Raw genomic sequence first — 14,892 nt, 5'->3', positions numbered from 1 at the left:
AAATGGGCACGCCTTAGGCGTCTAGAGGCTGTCGTCCCTTACCAGACATCCTTGCCTTCCAGTACCGGCAGCTTCCAATTCACTGCCGTGATATCAGGTTCTTTTAGAAAAGGTGAACGATATCACCTTGACCGTTTGAGTGCTGCGCGGAACTATCTGAGTAGAACTGCTTGCAGAATTTCTTATCAGTTTTCGGCGGACCAGCCTGCTGAGGCTCAGGACGCGATAAATGCTGTGTTTGGCGAGGAGGTGGATTGCCCGTCCGGTTCTTATAGATTTCTCGTCGCCTCTAGCTCTCTGCGGTCTACTCCCGAAGGGCTCTCGGCGGCGATTAAGATGCGTCAAGATAAGTCTCGAATCGAGCGGCTTGAGGCGCTGCGCGTAGGGCTCTACAGTGACCCCGGTTTGATGCTGATTGACTTTCTAGATAGAAATCCCGACGCCCTGCATGATTGTGATGCTCTTCTCGCAAAGTATCGTCAGGCGGCTTCTTCTCTGCAGGGCTTCGAAGTGTGGTGGCTTCCGCTAATGGCCGCATGGAATGAACTGGCTGCCCAAACCTCTACGCATGCGGGCGTTGATGCGTCCTTCGCCATACTTCTGAATGCCATACGCAAGCTGGATAAGAGGCTCGCTGAAGCTCATCGCCTTCCGCCACTCAATGATCGGCTTTGACCAAACAGTCATTCAGTCTGGCTATATTCGAACCTGAGTTTGGTCACTGGCTCGCGGCGCGGCCGTTGAGCAGCGCGTTGATCTCGGGTCTTGGTGGATTGTTCTTGGGGCACTAAAGGGTAACTTGCGCTCGGGTTCGTGGCGCGGATTCGGCGGGTGCGGATGGCTTCGGGTGCGACGGCGGTGCGGATCGCCGAGTCCGTTCGTGGGCGTTGGCGCCGACCAGCGCCCGCACCTGTTCGGCAAGGCCGGGAGTGATGCCGAGGGTGACGGACGAGCCGGGGTGGTGGGCGCTGCCGTCGTGGTCGATGACGACAGCGCCCGCCTCCCGCGCGATAGCCGTTCCACCCGTCATGTCCCACGGATGGTTGGACAGGGTGAGCGCCGCGTCGATCCGGCCCTTGGCCAGCCAGGCCAGATCCAGGGCGGCGGTGCCGATCATCCGGACCCGCTGCACAGTCTCGGCCAGCCGGGCGGTCAGGGCGAGCCGGGGCTGGTTCCTGGCGGCGGCGTCCTCTCCGACGGCATAGTCGCCGATCGCCACGATCGCGTCGCTCAGCCGGGTGGTGTTGCTGACCCGGATGGGTTTGCCGTCGACAGTCGCGCCGTTGCCACGGGCGGCGGCGTACCGGTTGCCCAGGAAGGGTGCCTCGATGACGCCGAGTACGGCGTCATCCCCGTGCAGCAGCCCCAGCGACACCGCGCACAGCGGGACGCCGCGGACGAAGTTCGCCGTCCCGTCGATAGGGTCGAGCACCCACTGCAATACGCCGGTGGACTGGACCCCGCCCTCCTCACCGAGGAAGCCGATCTCAGGGTTGGCGCTCCGGAGGAAGGCACGAATCTCCCGCTCGATCTCGTAGTCGAGTTGTGTGGCGAAGTCGCGCTCACCCTTGGTAGTGAGGGGGCCGGGGGAGCGGTGCCGAATCATCCCGGCTGCCCGCGCCACTGCCTCTTCTGCCACGGGAAGCAGAGGAATGTAGTCGTTCATACCCGCTGACCGTTGCCCGGTCGAACCAGGACCTCGTAGAGGGGGCCAGCGTCGGGCGTCATGGTGTCACCGCCTTCTTGGCCGGCGTGGTCAGGTCGGCGAACGGTGTCCAGCCTGCCCCCTGGTCATCTTCGCGGATTGACTGGAGACGCCTGTTGAACTCGGCGGTCACCTGTTCGGACCCCGCAAGATGAGGTACGGCGGCGACGATCATCTTCAACTCGCGTGCCTCCCGCAGCAGTGGCCACGAGGGATCAGAGGCCACGTCCTGGCCGTAGGCGGCGGCCAACGTCTCGTGCGCCCCCGTGCGCCCGAACCGACGTTCACCCACCGCGACCGCCACCAAGTCGACCTGCCAAGGGCCTACACAGGTGGCATCGAAGTCGCACAGCACCGTCCGCCCCGATGGCCCGCTGAGCAGGTTGCTCACATGGGCGTCCCCGTGGATAAGTCTCTGTTCCGTGCGCTGACGGAGGGCGACGAGCTGCGGCTCCAGGCGGTCGCACCACTGCACCAGGAAGTCACGGTCACTCTCACCGAGGCCATCGGCGTCGGCCAGCCGTCTGCGCGCGTCAGCTACCGGGTCCCAGGCGGGGAGCGGAAACGGTGGCAGGCCGAGAGAGTGGAACTCCCGCAGGACACGGCCGAGGTCCTCCACCGTCGGGGTGGGCGACCCGGCCAGGAGGTATTCCCAGACGGATGCGGCCAGGGTGCCGACCTCGACCGGCTGCTCGACGCCTGGTGCCAGACGGATTGTCGGGCCGTCGATATCGGCGAACCAGTGCGCGAGTCGGACGACCTTGACCACCCGCCCACGGAGTTGGTGAGTACGTGCGATCCGAATGACGATGCCGGAGCTCGGCAGGGCGAAGACGGCGTTGTTGGTCAACCGCAGCAACTGCGCGTCTTCTGATGGAACGCCGAGGCCGACCGCGATTTCTCGCATTGCCTCCCTCATCACCCCCTCGGAGAACCGTCCGCTCATACAGCGGCCACTGCACGGGCGGTGAGGGCACGCTCGAACGCGACCACCTCCGGGAGCTCCCGATGGCGTTCCAGATCGCGCCGAAGGTTGACGACTCGATCGAGCACCCGTCGAGAACTGATCCCACGGGACCGTTCCATCACCCGGGCACCCACGGCGAGGGCTCGCTCCGGCTCGTCGGCGAGGAACAGCGCACTGCACAGGCCGACCTCGTTCAGTACCGTGCTCCGTACGTTGGCAGTGCCGAACGACGCGATAGCGGCCTCGACCCAGCGCACCGCCTCAGGCGCATGTCTGCTGTCCTGCCGTGCCCTGTCCCGGTACACGCGGCCGTACTGGGCGAGCAATTCGCCCTGGTCGTAGAAGCCCATCCAGTCCGGCTCGCGTTCCTGACTGATGCGGTCGAATTGATCGCTCGCCTTGCCCAACGTCGTCACTGCGGTCCGGTTGTCGCCGAGGGCGGCGGCCGAGGCGGCTTCCGCACCCCAGAGAAGGGCCTTGACCGCCGGGGTGGCCTGCGATCCGAGTTGGGCGTGCGCGAGTTGGAGCGTCGCGAGAGCATCCCGGTTGTGTCGCAGGTGTTGAAGCTGCTTGGCCTGCGCATAGCGGATCATCGCCGCCAACGGTGCATCTCCGGCGGTGAGTGCGGCCCGTTCACCGGCGACGAAGTGCCGTTGGGCGTCATCGTGTCTGCCCGCATCGAGGGCCGTCCAGCCGGCCAAGTGGCGGGCTGCTGCGACCGCTGCCACCAGGTGCGGGGTGAGCCCGGCCGGGTGCGTCCAGTCGAGCATGCGGTACACCGACTCGGCGAAGCGAGCCACCTCTCGATACAGCAGGCCGCCGCCGCTCTCGCGGTCCACGGATCGGTATAGGGTCAGCACGGCAGTCAGGCGTGCGACATCCGCAGCGCCGATGCGTCGGGGCTGGACGAGGTCCGTGCTGCCGATCAGTCCGGCTCCCGCCGCCACGGCGGCGATGGCAGCCAACAGTGCTCGCCTGCCCTCGTCCGGTCCCGGGAATTGCGGCTCGCCTGTCACGACAGCACCCGTCATGTGGTTCCGGCCTGGCGGGGTGAACCACAGGTAGGCCCCGGGGATACCGAACAGCTGCGCCCAGTGGGCCAGCCGATCCAGATGTACCAGCGGTGGGCCGGTCTCCACTCGGCTCAACTGGGCCTGGGTGATCCCCATCCACCCCGCCACAACGGTCTGCGACAACGGGTGTCGACCGTGGTACGGATGGCACCGGTACGCCCTGATCACCCGCCCGAGGTGCCGTTCGGCCAAAGCCTGTCGTACCGGCTGGTGGTCCCAGAAGGAAGCCGGCACCTCGGGTGGCGCGCTGAGCCGGTCGCGCTCGGCGTTCTGGCAGGGGGCGCAGCGGCCGCTGTCGTTGTCGCGGGCGAGTCGTCCGCCACAGCGTGGGCAGTTCGCAGATGTCACCGGCAACCTCGCCAATCGCGGGCGGCTGAGTCCGAAGTCGAGCGTATCCATCCAACCTGTTCCGTGGGGGAGCGGTATACGCAGCGCGCATATTGAGGACATGCGTGCTTCTCAGTCCGCCAGCTGCCTCGCGTGCCGGAGGGGGTCGACCACGGTCGCCCAGCGGTCGGGAAGCATCTCGTTGCCGGGGTGCAGGAAATCGTTGTCCCGGTCGGGCTGAGTAGTCGGCCGGATACCGATCGCGCATGGTGCTCACGATCATGGGGGCATAGCAGAACCCCTGTTCAGCGGTGATTGTCGACCGCATGGCCCGGGGCGGGTGCTGGGCTCCGGGGGCGTGTTGACCCGAACGACACGACCTCGTCCCCGCCCGCCCCGGTGCCCGTCATCCTTCCGCCGACGACGCACAGGGGCTGCAGACACCATGAACACCGCCGTAACAGACCTCCCCGTCCCCACCACCGACCAGGAGGTCACCGGGCCGCAGGGAGCGCCGCACCCCAGCGAACAGACCACGTACCCGTGTCGGCTGTCCGGCCAGTTCACGCCCGGGTGCGGTGGGCAGGCGTGACGCCGGAGGAGATCGTCCACCGGTGGCTGCGGTTGGTGACGGCGGACGCGGAGCTGTCGCCGTACCTCGTGGGGGTGGATCGGGTTCGGCTGGCCGCGCACCTGACGGCGAGCGTGACCGCCGCGCTCGCCGGGGAGGCGGCGGACGCCTGGGGTGGGCTCGGCCTGTCCGAGGAGCAGCGTCGGCGCATCGGTGACTACCTGGTCGGGGTGTGCTGGGCGGCCGACCTGCCCGACGAGCGGATCGCCCAGGTGCGCCGGGCGGTGGCCCGGTGAGCGCCGCCCACTACCCGCCGCTGGACGGGTCCGTCGGGCCGGCGGAGACGGCGCGGGCCGACGACTGCGCTGAGCTGGCGGGGTGGGCCGGTAGCGGCGTGCCGGCCAGGGTGATCGGTCACGACCGGCCGTGCCCCGGCATCGCCATCCTGACCGTCCGCCCATGGGCGCGGCTGCGGTACCACCCCGGCCAGGCCGTTCCCGTCCGTACCCCACGCCGCCCCGGCCGGTGGCGCTGGTTCTCCCCGGCCAACGCTCCGCGCCCCGACGGCACCATCGAACTACACATCCGCGCCGTCCGTGCCGGCACCGTCTCCCGCAGCCTCGTCCATGAGGTACGCCCCGGCGAGTTGCTGCACCTCGGCCCGCCGCGCGACACCGGCCAGCACCTGCGCGACGGTGACCTGCTGCTGGTGGCCGGCGGCACCGGCCTGGCCCCGCTGCGCGCCCTGGTCGAACAGGTCGCCGCCGACCCCGACGGTCGCCGGGTCACCCTGGTCGTCGCCGCCCGCACCTTCATCGAGCTGTACGACCCGATCGCCCTCGACAAGCTCCAGCAGACCCACGACTGGCTGACCATCGTGCCGGCGTTCTCCCACGACCCGCAGGCCACACCGGCCGAACAGGGCGACGCCCTCACCACCGCCCTGCGCCACCACCAACCTCACCACCAGGTGTACGTCTGCGGCCCACCCGCCATGCTCCACGACGCCCGCCGCCGGCTACCCCTCGCCGGAGTGCCCGCCGACCACCTCCACCTGCCCGACCTGGCCGGCGCCGGAGGCGCACCACTGATGGAGGTCCCGCACTGATGGGCGTCTACCACAGCCGACACGCCCTGACCGACCCGCTCACCCCCGAACAGGTCCGCACCCTGGCCGTGCCCCTCGCACCCCGCCACCGACGCGGCTACCGCACCGACGACGTCGATGCCCTGCTGCACCGCCGCATCCGTGAACGCGACGAGGCGTTCACCGAGAACCAACGCATCAAGAATGCCCTCCGCACCTGGCAATCCGCCCGAACCGTCGAACGTCAGGACCAGATCCGATGACCGCATGCCTCAACCAACCGCGTGGCGAGGTGGCCTCGGGGAACGGTCTCCAAGGCTGACCGACAGTGCACTCAGCGAGGGCTTCGGGTGGTGACCGGCGTGCCCGTCGGGCTCGGGATGCCTTCCGGTGGGAACACCAGCACCCGCATGTCGGGCAACTCGGCGAACGCCTGCGCGATCATCGGCTGGACCACACTCCAGCTGAGCCCGCCGTTGCCGCAGCCGAGGGCGGGCAGCGCCACCGAGCGGATCTGCCGTTCCCGGATGACCTGGGCAAGGTCGGCCAGGCCCGACTGGATGTCGGACAGCTTCGAGCCGGCCCGCCAGTGGCCCTTGGTGGGGAAGTTGATGACAAAGCGGTGGCGACCGGGTCGGCCGGAGTCGAACACGAACATCCTGCCCAGCTGCACGTCGTTCGCCGCGCAGGCGGCGCGGTAGGCCGCGTAGTTGGCGGGGTGGGCGTGCTTGAACTGAAGCGCGATGCCCTTGCCCATCACCCCCACCGTGTTGACGGCGTTGACGAGTGCTTCGGCATCAGCGGTGAGCAGGTCACCGTCGCTCAAGACGATCATTCGTACACCCCCTTCCTGGTAGGGCTGTACTACCAGTCCGGTGTGACGACAATGTCCTGTCAGTGCTGGCAGGTAACGTGCCGGGCGACTGCGGGGAGGTGAGGGCGATGCTCGGGCTTGAGGTGCCGCCCGCCGTCGAGGCGGAACGGGTCGTTACGGCCGTGCTGGCCGACCTGCGCACAGGTGACCACCGGGGCGTGGTGGTCGACTCCCCGCCCGGTGCCGGCAAGTCGACCCTGGTCGTCCGGGCTGCCGTCGAGCTGGCCGCCGCCGGCGAGCCGCTGATGATCGTGGCGCAGACCAACGAGCAGGTCGACGACCTGATCGACCGGCTCGCCAACAAGGCCCCCGAGCTGCCCATCGGTCGGCTGTCGGCGACCGACTACCGGCCGTCCGAGCGGGTCCGGGGCCACGACACGGTCCGGGTCGCGTCGAAGGTCGCCGACCTGGGCGGTCCGGCCGTCGCCATCGGTACGGCGGCGAAGTGGGCCACGGTCACCGAGGGCTGCTGGCCGTGGGCGATCGTCGACGAGGCGTACCAGATGCGGTCGGATGCACTGCTGCGGGTGGCCGGCAGGTTCGAGCGGGCGCTGTTCGTGGGTGATCCCGGGCAGCTCGACCCGTTCTCCACCGTCGACACCGTGCGCTGGACGGGCCTGAGCTGGGATCCGATGCAGGCGGCGGTGGCGGTGCTGCTGCGCCACAACCCGGAGCTGCCGGTGCACCGCCTGCCGGTGTCCTGGCGGCTGCCGGCGTCGGCGGCGCCGGTGGTCGCGGCGGCGTTCTACCCGTTCACCGGCTTCCGGGCCGGCACCGGCCCGGCCGACCGGGCGTTGACCCTCACCGCGCCGGGGCCGGGCGACGCGCTCGACGCGGCGGTGGAGCGGGCTGCCGGCACCGGTTGGGCGCTGCACGAGCTGCCGGCCCGGCACACCCTGCGTACCGACGGGGAGGCGGCTGCGGCGTGCGCCGCGCTCGCCCTGCGGGTGCTGTGCCGGGGCGCGGTCGCGGTCTCCGAGCACGCGCCGGCCGGCAGGCCGGTCATCGCGGACCGGATCGCCGTCGGTGCCGCGCACCGCGACCAGGTCGCCGCGATCCGCGCCCACCTCGGTGCGGCCGGGGCGGGCGTCACCGTGGACACCGCCAACCGGCTCCAGGGCCGTGAGTACGACGTGACGATCGTGCTGCACCCGCTCTCCGGCCGGCGGGACGCGACGAACTTCCACCTGGAGTCGGGGCGGCTGTGTGTGCTGACCTCCCGACACCGGCACGCCTGCGTCGTGGTGGCCCGCGCCGGCATCGGTGAGCTGCTGGACGCCCACCCCTCGACCGAGTCGGTGCACCTGGACGTGCCGGTGAAGTTCCCGGACGGCTGGGCCGCCAACCAGACCATGCTCACGCACCTCGGGGCGCAATAACGGCCGTCTTGGCGAGCCCCACCCGCACCGGTGTCGCCGGATAATTGCATAATGCCGGGTGCAATTCGACTGGTGTGCTGGAACTTTCACGGCTCCGTCGATTACTCCCGATGAAGACCTGACGCTTTGGCGACAAAAGTTCGATGGCCTGCGGGGCTGGTGATCTGGGTGGACGGCTTCCTATCCTGATCGCAGGCTAAGAAGGCAATCAATTCCTTCCGGCCCCCTCCGGCAACCATGTCGGGTTCCTGGTCCCGTTCTGCGCTCACACACCGAGGTGCTGAATGGCTCTTTCCCGTAATTTCCGTAGTGCCCTCGCCGCTCTGTTCGGCGCGGTGCTGGCGACGGCGGTCGTCCCCGGCCCCGCGCTCGCGGCCTCGGCTGAGCGTGCCACGCACCACCGGGAGATGGCTGCCTACCTGGCCGCCCATCCTGGTGGAACGGTGATCAACGACAACGAGGTCAGCTACGGCGACGGCGCTTTCGTCGTCACCCTGCGGGCACCCGTGCGCGCCAACGCCGTCGCGGACTGCCCGCTGGGGTGGTACTGCTTCTACGACCGACCCCAGTTCGGCTACCCCCGGGGCAAGCTCTCCTCGTGCGGCCGACAGAATCTGGCGACCTGGGACTGGCAGTTCCGGATCGAATCGGCCCACTACAACATGGGCAGCGGATCGGTCACCTTCTATTACTACGACACCCGACTGTTCAGCATCGGTGCGGGCGACCGGACCCGGACGGACGCCTCGCCCAATCGGAACTGGGCCAACTATGTCAGCCGCACCTGCTCCTGACGGGAAGGTCCCGGGGGCGGACTCACCGGTCGTCCGCCATGGTCTCGGTCCGGGCGGCGGTGAGGAACAGGTAGTAGCTGAGTACGGCATCCGCGCGACCGATGGTCTCGTGGCTGAGCAGGCGGCCGGTGCTCTCCTCGATGGTCAGGATCTCCCTTCGCCCCTGGCCGTCGTCGGCGCTGATCGAGAACCCGGACCGATGCGCCCAGTCGGAGGATCTGCCCTGAAGGGTGATGCCCGGTGTTTCGGCCAGCAGGTTCAGTAGGGCGGAGCGCTGCCCCGGGGTGAGCGGACGGAACTGGTGCAGCAATCCGACCAGTTGCAGGATGCCGGCCGCGTTCTGCAATTCCGGGGGCTTGTCGTTGAGTAGTTCGTCGAAGTAGGCGCGCAGCCGGGCCAGGTCCTCAGGCGGATTCGGTGGGACGTCGGTGAGTTCACCCGCGTCGTACATGGTGATCACCGGCTCGGTCGAGCGGTTACCGCTGACATCCACCACGATTCTGCGGCCGGATCGCTGAACGGTCCACCACAGCCTCTCTTCCTTGTACCGGTCCAGATCATCGGAGTGCGGCTCCAGATCATCCGGTGACCAGACCCGCAGGAAGATGTAGGCGTATCTGCCATCCATCACCGGTTCCGACTGTTCCGCCGCGGTCGCCGCGAGCTGGTGCAGCTTCCTGCGGGCTGCGCTGACGTCCGGCGACGGGGTGTCCGGTTGCAGGCCGTGACTCGGCAGCGGGGTGACCTTCCATTCGTTCGGCACGCGTTCCGCAGTGGCTCCGGGTAGGCCGACGGAGACCAGGCTGCCGCCCAGCGCGGCGATCGCGATTCGCTTCAGCAGCCCCTTCCAGGCTGGACCGCCCGGGACGGAGAGGGAGAACTGGCCCAGGTTCGTCCGTTGTCGCGGTGGGGAGAGGCGTGCTGACGAGTTCGGAGCGGGTGATCGCCGACCCCTGGTCGGCTGGTTGTCACCAGCGGCTGCGCCCGGCTCCCTGACCTCGTCAGCGGCGGAACGACGGAACCCGAGTGAGGGCAGTCCGTTGGATCGGGCAGCGACTGGGGCCCGGTGTCGTCCCCGGCGGCCCGGAGTGGCGGCCTCGTCGAGAGCCGGGGTGTGCGGGTACTCCGACACGATCGCGGGGGTGATCGGCCAGACCCCGTCCCAGGACGAGACACCGGTGCCGGCCGGCTCCGGTGCCGGGCGCGGCAGGGTGGGCACCGTCTCCGGTGGTGGCGGTACGCCCTTCGACGCGAGTTCCCGGTGGAAGGCCTGCGCCGCGTACGCGGCCAAGCGGAAACACCACAGACGTCCGGCATCACCGAGGTTGTCGAAGGTGGCGCAGGCCAGAGCCTGGCTGACCAGAGAGAGGCGGTACTGCGCCCGCCACTCCGGCTTCCAGTTGCCCTTCGTGGCGTAGGTGACGCCGCCTTCGTGGATGATTCCGATCAGCTCGCTGAGCGTCGGAAGCACCGGATCGTCTGCGAGGCTCTCCGGGGTCACCAGTCGACGTAACAGGGCATCGGCCTGATCGCGGGGGAGCGGGTCGCGCCGCGATTCGTCCTCCTTTGGATGCGGCGCCACCCAGCGGAGCACGGTGGTCAGCAGGAACCACACCAGATCACGGGTCAGTGGCGCCTCGTGCTCGTAGTTGTCGAGATCGACCAACAAGAATCGGTGGGGGTCGATGCCGTCGGCGGTGGCAGCCACGAGTACGTTGCCGCCGTGCAGGTCGCCGTGGGAGAAGCCGTACGCGTAGTCGATCTTGATCCGGCCGAGGGTCGAGTCGTCGTCGGCCAGCCGCAACGGGTTCGGCAGCGACTTGCCGTCGACGTTCAGACAGTCCCTGTCGAGAGTCAGTCTCAGCCGGCGGGCCGCCGCGTGAACCTCCGGCAGGCTCGCGGCCACCTTCAACTCGCGACGGACGTACTCACCGACCGTGCTCGGGTTGATCGGCAGCCCGGAACGGGTGGGAGAACCGCCGCCGTTCCAGGTGTCCAGTAGGGCGGCCACCAGGTTCCGGGTGGTCCTGACGAGGTCGGCACCGTTGAGTTCGCTCAGCTCTCGTACCGGGTCGCCGGCGTTGGCGACGTCCTGGAACGTCAGGTACCGACCGTCGCCCACCTGGTGGCAGCCGAAGTGCTGTTCCACCAGGTGGTCAGCGGCAAAGGTGGGGGAGGCTGTCCGGGCCCGCGCGTGCCGATCGGCCTCGTCCGCAGCGGGCTGGGACGGCAGCACCTTGACCAACAGCTTGTGACTGCGAAGACGTCCCTGACTGTCCGGTTGATCCATCATAATGGTGAAGCTGAATGCCTCGGTGTATCCGCGCATCCGGCGGGGATGGGACAGCACCCGGACCGTGCCGCCGAATCCCTTGGCCCAGGCGACCAGTGCGGCCAGCAAGTGGGTGTCCCGCACGAACCCTGCCAGGCTGGCGTCGGAACCCTGGTTCATCGTCGTCGTTGGACCTTCTGCTACGAGGATTGAAGCGTTTCAGGGCGAGTTGTGCGTCGCCGGGAGGAAGTGCGGATGCGCGGAACTGAATTTACCTCAAGTCATCCCGAAGGCATTACTAATTCCCGTGTCAGTGAAAATGGCTACTTAGTGGTAACTGGTTGATCACCGTGAGGTGTTTCGGCTTCACTTCGGGTCACATCTAGCGAGGTGGATGTAAGCTTGGTCACCGAATCGGGAGGTGGCTGTGACCGAGCGTACTGATTCCCTGCTCAGGCGGCAGAACGAGCCGGAGATGATGGCGTTGCTCCGGGCCATGTCGGTCTGCCACTCCCGCGCCCAACGGCTCGACAGTCTGCGGATGTGGATCTCCGTGGGGGTCGGGGTGGCCGGCGCGCTGGTCGCTCTCACCGGCGTGTCGGGCACGGCGGTCACCGCCGTCGGCGCACTGTGGGCGGTGGCCAACGCCGTCGGGCTCGGCTCCTGGTCCAACGGCCAGATCCGGCGGGCGGCCACCCTCCAGGAAATGTTCGACGTGGACCTGTTCGGGCTGCCGTGGAACACCGTGGCGGTCGGCGAACGGATCGGCACGCACGAGGTCAGCCGCCTCGACCGCGCCTACCGGGGCGGTGAGCGCTACCTGCGCGACTACTACGAGGTGCCGCCCCTGCCCGCGCCGTGGGACGTGCTGGCCTGTCAGCAGCAGAACCTCGGCTGGGGCGCACGGCTCCGACGCCGCTACGCCCACGCCGTGCTCGCCGGGGTGGCGGCCTGGGTGCTGTTCGGGATGGTCTTCGGCGTGCTGGCCGGCCTGACCGTGTCGCAGTTGCTGCTCCAGTGGTTCGTGCCGTCGTTGGGAGCCCTGCTGTTCGGCCTGGAGATCTACCGGGGCCAGCGGGACGCCGCCGCCGACCGGGACCGGGCCATGGCGATCCTGCAGACCCGCATCACCTCGGCCGTACGCCAACCTGACACGGCCACCACCACCGACCTGCTGACCGTGGCCCGGCAGATCCAGGACGTCATCTTTCACAGTCGACGGGCGCAGGCGCGGGTGCCCAACTGGTTCTTCCGCCGGTTCCACGCCGCCGACCGGGTCGACTTCCAGTCCACGATGGCCAGCCTCGCCGATCTGCTCAACACGCCTGCCCCCGTCGCCCGCCTCGAGGGCTGAACACCGTTGGTGGGTGGCCGGTGACGGCGCGGTGCCGGCTGAACTGGTGACGGTCGATGGTCCGTACTGATGGGCGTGCGGACGACGGAGTTGGTCACCTGCCCCCGGAACGCGTTCGACTGGCTCGGGCCGGCCGGGGTGCGCGGCGCGGTGATCCGCTGGCTGCGCCTGGTCGCGGCGGACGCCGAGTTGGCGCCGTACCTGATCGGGCTGGACCGGCCCCGGTTCGCCTGCCGGCTGACCGCCCAACTGACCGCGGCCCTCGGCGGTCCCGGCCCCGCCGGTGTGCGGGCGGCCGACGGTGCGTGGCGGCGGCTCGGGTTGACCGACGAGCAGCACTGGCGGGTGCTGGACTACCTGGCCGCGGTGCTCTGCGGGCTCGACCTGCCGGCCGCCACGATCGTCGCGGCCCAACGCGTCGTAGCCGGCGAAGCCCAGGCGTGACGCGGTCAGCCCCAGTTGTCGCCGTACTCGCGCACGCCGCCGACGTCGAGGGTGATCCGGCTGTTGGCGGTCCACGCGCCGGTGGCCGCCTGCCAGCTCGGGTCGTCGCGCTCGTCGATCGCCGTCCAGTTCGGGCGGTGCAGCCGCAGCTGGATCGGCCCGGAGGACGCGCCGGGGGCGAGCACGCCGGTGGTGAAGGTCAGCTCCACCCAGCCGGGGAACGGGGTGCCCGGCACCGGGAAGACGGTGGGCGTCGGCGTCGGACCGGGCCCGCCGGGCGGCGTGGGCGGCGGGAAGTACTGGAGGGTACGCCGTACCTGGTCGCAGCCCAGCACCGCCCAGTCGCACTCGGTGGTCAGCGAGGCGTTCCCGTCCTCGAAGCGCAGGTGGTACCGGACCCGCACGGTGGCCAGGTCCAGCGGGGTGGCGCCGGTGTTGGTGACGGCGATCCGGAACTGGGCCTGGTTGTCGGTCGGTGACCAGTCGAGGTTGAGGTAGTCGACCTTCGCCCGCCCGTACGCGGTACGCACGGCGGTGACCGGCGAGGTGTCGGAGTAGCCGCCGACGGCGTACGCCTGGAGGGCGATCCGGTAGTCGGTGCCGGGGGCCAGGTCGGTCAGGGTGATGGTGTTGGTCTCCGAACTGCCCAGGCCCCGGTAGGCGTTCGGGCCGAGCGGCGAGCGCACGTCGTAGGTGATCGGCCCGCCCGGTTCGCCCCGCCACGTCGACGGGGTCCAGCTCAGGGTGAGCCGGTGCGGGTCGTTGGCGACGACTGCCGGGGCGCCGGGGGTGGTCAGCGCCGGGGTGTCGTCGGCGCGGGCGGCGGTGACCGCGACCAGGCTCACGAGCGCGGCGACGGTGGCGGTGGCGGTGACGCGGCGGGCACGCATGCCGGGGATGTTACGGACCTCGATGTACGTCTATCAATGACCGATGTGGTGGCTGATTCGTTTCCGTCATCAGCTCGACAGCGTCGTGACCCACCACAGGTCCTCAGCGGCCCGGCGGTGACGAGCCGCGCGGGGGGACGCTCGCAGCGGCCGCCGGAGCGGAACCCGCGATCGGGTTCCGCTCCGTGGATCGTGTCGCTCAGGCGGGGATGTAGTCGAAGACGTCCGGGTTGGGGCCCTGCCGGCCTGGCTCGCCCTTGTCCAGCCCGTTGATCCGTTCCATCGCGGTGTCGTCCAGCGTGAAGTCGAAGATGTGGAAGTTCTCCTCGATCCGCTTCGGGGTGGTCGACTTCGGGAAGATGATGTCGCCGCGCTGCACGTGCCAGCGCAGCACCACCTGGGCGGGGGTACGGCCGATCTCCTCGGCGAGGTCGACGACGGTCGGGTCGTCGAGCACCTTGCCCTGGGCGATCGGCGACCATGCCTCGGTGGGGATGTTGTGCGCCCTGCCGTACGCGCGCACCTCCTCGTTGGCGAAGTAGGGGTGCACCTCGATCTGGTTGACCGCCGGCACCACGTCCGCCTCGGCGGCCAGCCGCTCCAGGTGGGCGACCTGGAAGTTCGACACCCCGATCGAGCGGGCCCGGCCGTCGCGCTGGAACTCCTCCAGCGTCTTCCAGGTGGAGACGAAGTCGCCGTCGTAGCGGGTCGGCAGCGGCCAGTGGATGAGGAACAGGTCGATGTAGTCCATCTTCAGCGCGGACAGCGTCGACTCGAACGCCGCGCGGGCGTCCTCGGGGCGGTGGAAGCCGTTGTTCAGCTTGCTGGTCACGAAGACCTCGCTCCGGTCCAACCCGGAGGCGCGGATGCCCTCGCCGACCTCCGCCTCGTTGCCGTACATCTCGGCGGTGTCGATGTGCCGGTAGCCGATCTCCAGTGCTCGGCCGACAGCCTCGGCGGTGTCCTTCGGCGCGATCTGGAACACCCCGAAGCCGAGCTGCGGAATGGTGTTGCCGTCGTTGAGGCTGATGTCGGGAACGGTGTTCGCCATGTCGGCTGTCTCTCCCATCGTCGGTGTTCGCCCGGTTCGGCACCGATCATCCGCCGGAGCCGCAAGCGCCCGGAGGCGACGCGCGGGCACCCGCCGGGCAGGTG

The 14,892-nt window shown here is 69.0% G+C and carries 15 protein-coding genes; 8 read left to right on the top strand and 7 right to left on the bottom strand.

What is annotated here, in order from left to right:
- Positions 1–51 precede the first annotated feature (51 nt).
- Positions 52–675 (top strand): hypothetical protein, encoded by a 624-nt coding sequence (locus tag ACIG87_RS04990; protein WP_396848320.1) that lies wholly within the window; start codon positions 52–54, stop codon positions 673–675.
- 112 nt (positions 676–787) lie between these two features.
- On the opposite strand, the gene ACIG87_RS04985 is transcribed toward ACIG87_RS04990, so the two are convergent.
- The 3 genes from ACIG87_RS04985 to ACIG87_RS04975 form a co-directional block, all read right to left on the bottom strand.
- Complete coding sequence (locus tag ACIG87_RS04985; protein WP_396848318.1) at positions 788–1,639, bottom strand: inositol monophosphatase family protein; 852 nt, start codon at positions 1,637–1,639, stop codon at positions 788–790.
- 85 nt (positions 1,640–1,724) lie between these two features.
- Positions 1,725–2,651, bottom strand: coding sequence for a phosphotransferase (locus ACIG87_RS04980; protein WP_396848317.1), 927 nt, complete (start codon positions 2,649–2,651; stop codon positions 1,725–1,727).
- Entirely contained in the window at positions 2,648–4,144 is a 1,497-nt protein-coding gene (locus ACIG87_RS04975) for a helix-turn-helix domain-containing protein (protein ID WP_396848315.1), read from the bottom strand. Before ACIG87_RS04975 ends, ACIG87_RS04980 begins: the two co-directional genes overlap by 4 nt.
- Before the next feature lie 516 nt (positions 4,145–4,660).
- Between ACIG87_RS04975 and ACIG87_RS04970 the strand changes: the two genes are divergently transcribed.
- Genes ACIG87_RS04970 through ACIG87_RS04960 form a run of 3 tightly spaced genes read left to right on the top strand, consistent with a single transcriptional unit; the run spans position 4,661 to position 5,993 of the window.
- Positions 4,661–4,939 (top strand): hypothetical protein, encoded by a 279-nt coding sequence (locus ACIG87_RS04970; protein ID WP_396848314.1) that lies wholly within the window; start codon positions 4,661–4,663, stop codon positions 4,937–4,939.
- Positions 4,936–5,751, top strand: a complete 816-nt coding sequence (locus ACIG87_RS04965; RefSeq protein WP_396848312.1) for an FAD-binding oxidoreductase — start codon at positions 4,936–4,938, stop codon at positions 5,749–5,751. The genes ACIG87_RS04970 and ACIG87_RS04965 overlap by 4 nt, the downstream gene beginning before the upstream one ends.
- The gene (locus ACIG87_RS04960) at positions 5,751–5,993 is read left to right on the top strand and encodes a hypothetical protein (RefSeq protein WP_396848311.1); all 243 of its coding nucleotides are present in this window, start codon (positions 5,751–5,753) and stop codon (positions 5,991–5,993) included. Before ACIG87_RS04965 ends, ACIG87_RS04960 begins: the two co-directional genes overlap by 1 nt.
- Before the next feature lie 71 nt (positions 5,994–6,064).
- Here the strand turns inward: ACIG87_RS04960 and ACIG87_RS04955 are convergent, their stop codons facing one another.
- Complete coding sequence (locus tag ACIG87_RS04955) at positions 6,065–6,565, bottom strand: macro domain-containing protein (protein ID WP_396848309.1); 501 nt, start codon at positions 6,563–6,565, stop codon at positions 6,065–6,067.
- Between the two features lie 107 nt (positions 6,566–6,672).
- Here ACIG87_RS04955 and ACIG87_RS04950 point away from each other — a divergent pair, with 107 nt between their 5' ends.
- The gene (locus ACIG87_RS04950; protein WP_396848307.1) at positions 6,673–7,983 is read left to right on the top strand and encodes an AAA family ATPase; all 1,311 of its coding nucleotides are present in this window, start codon (positions 6,673–6,675) and stop codon (positions 7,981–7,983) included.
- A 284-nt stretch (positions 7,984–8,267) separates the two neighbouring features.
- Positions 8,268–8,777, top strand: a complete 510-nt coding sequence (locus ACIG87_RS04945; protein ID WP_396848305.1) for a hypothetical protein — start codon at positions 8,268–8,270, stop codon at positions 8,775–8,777.
- 22 nt (positions 8,778–8,799) lie between these two features.
- On the opposite strand, the gene ACIG87_RS04940 is transcribed toward ACIG87_RS04945, so the two are convergent.
- Positions 8,800–11,229, bottom strand: a complete 2,430-nt coding sequence (locus ACIG87_RS04940) for a hypothetical protein (protein WP_396848303.1) — start codon at positions 11,227–11,229, stop codon at positions 8,800–8,802.
- Positions 11,230–11,476: 247 nt separating this feature from the next.
- Between ACIG87_RS04940 and ACIG87_RS04935 the strand changes: the two genes are divergently transcribed.
- Complete coding sequence (locus tag ACIG87_RS04935) at positions 11,477–12,403, top strand: S-4TM family putative pore-forming effector (RefSeq protein WP_396848302.1); 927 nt, start codon at positions 11,477–11,479, stop codon at positions 12,401–12,403.
- Positions 12,404–12,472: 69 nt separating this feature from the next.
- A complete protein-coding gene (locus tag ACIG87_RS04930) occupies positions 12,473–12,847 on the top strand; it encodes a globin (RefSeq protein WP_396848300.1) in 375 nt (124 codons plus the stop codon).
- Between the two features lie 5 nt (positions 12,848–12,852).
- On the opposite strand, the gene ACIG87_RS04925 is transcribed toward ACIG87_RS04930, so the two are convergent.
- Positions 12,853–13,737 (bottom strand): cellulose binding domain-containing protein, encoded by an 885-nt coding sequence (locus ACIG87_RS04925; RefSeq protein WP_396848299.1) that lies wholly within the window; start codon positions 13,735–13,737, stop codon positions 12,853–12,855.
- A gap of 199 nt (positions 13,738–13,936) precedes the next feature.
- Positions 13,937–14,788: an aldo/keto reductase gene (locus ACIG87_RS04920; protein ID WP_396848297.1), complete on the bottom strand. Its 852-nt coding sequence runs from the start codon at positions 14,786–14,788 to the stop codon at positions 13,937–13,939.
- Between the last annotated feature and the right edge of the window lie 104 nt (positions 14,789–14,892).

It is taken from the genome of Micromonospora sp. NPDC051925 (assembly GCF_044548625.1).
Taxonomy (GTDB): domain Bacteria; phylum Actinomycetota; class Actinomycetes; order Mycobacteriales; family Micromonosporaceae; genus Micromonospora.
Note: the sequence above shows the minus strand (reverse complement) of the source record. Positions and strands in the feature narration are given on the sequence as shown.

Excerpts from the sequence above, each read along its gene's own strand:
- ACIG87_RS04980 (WP_396848317.1), bottom strand. The coding sequence starts at position 2,651 with ATGAGCGGACGGTTCTCCGAGGGGGTGATGAGGGAGGCAATGCGAGAA.
- ACIG87_RS04975 (WP_396848315.1), bottom strand. The coding sequence starts at position 4,144 with ATGGATACGCTCGACTTCGGACTCAGCCGCCCGCGATTGGCGAGGTTG.
- ACIG87_RS04960 (WP_396848311.1), top strand. The coding sequence starts at position 5,751 with ATGGGCGTCTACCACAGCCGACACGCCCTGACCGACCCGCTCACCCCC.
- ACIG87_RS04955 (WP_396848309.1), bottom strand. The coding sequence starts at position 6,565 with ATGATCGTCTTGAGCGACGGTGACCTGCTCACCGCTGATGCCGAAGCA.
- ACIG87_RS04950 (WP_396848307.1), top strand. The coding sequence starts at position 6,673 with ATGCTCGGGCTTGAGGTGCCGCCCGCCGTCGAGGCGGAACGGGTCGTT.
- ACIG87_RS04945 (WP_396848305.1), top strand. The coding sequence starts at position 8,268 with ATGGCTCTTTCCCGTAATTTCCGTAGTGCCCTCGCCGCTCTGTTCGGC.
- ACIG87_RS04940 (WP_396848303.1), bottom strand. The coding sequence starts at position 11,229 with ATGAACCAGGGTTCCGACGCCAGCCTGGCAGGGTTCGTGCGGGACACC.
- ACIG87_RS04930 (WP_396848300.1), top strand. The coding sequence starts at position 12,473 with ATGGGCGTGCGGACGACGGAGTTGGTCACCTGCCCCCGGAACGCGTTC.
- ACIG87_RS04925 (WP_396848299.1), bottom strand. The coding sequence starts at position 13,737 with ATGCGTGCCCGCCGCGTCACCGCCACCGCCACCGTCGCCGCGCTCGTG.
- ACIG87_RS04920 (WP_396848297.1), bottom strand. The coding sequence starts at position 14,788 with ATGGCGAACACCGTTCCCGACATCAGCCTCAACGACGGCAACACCATT.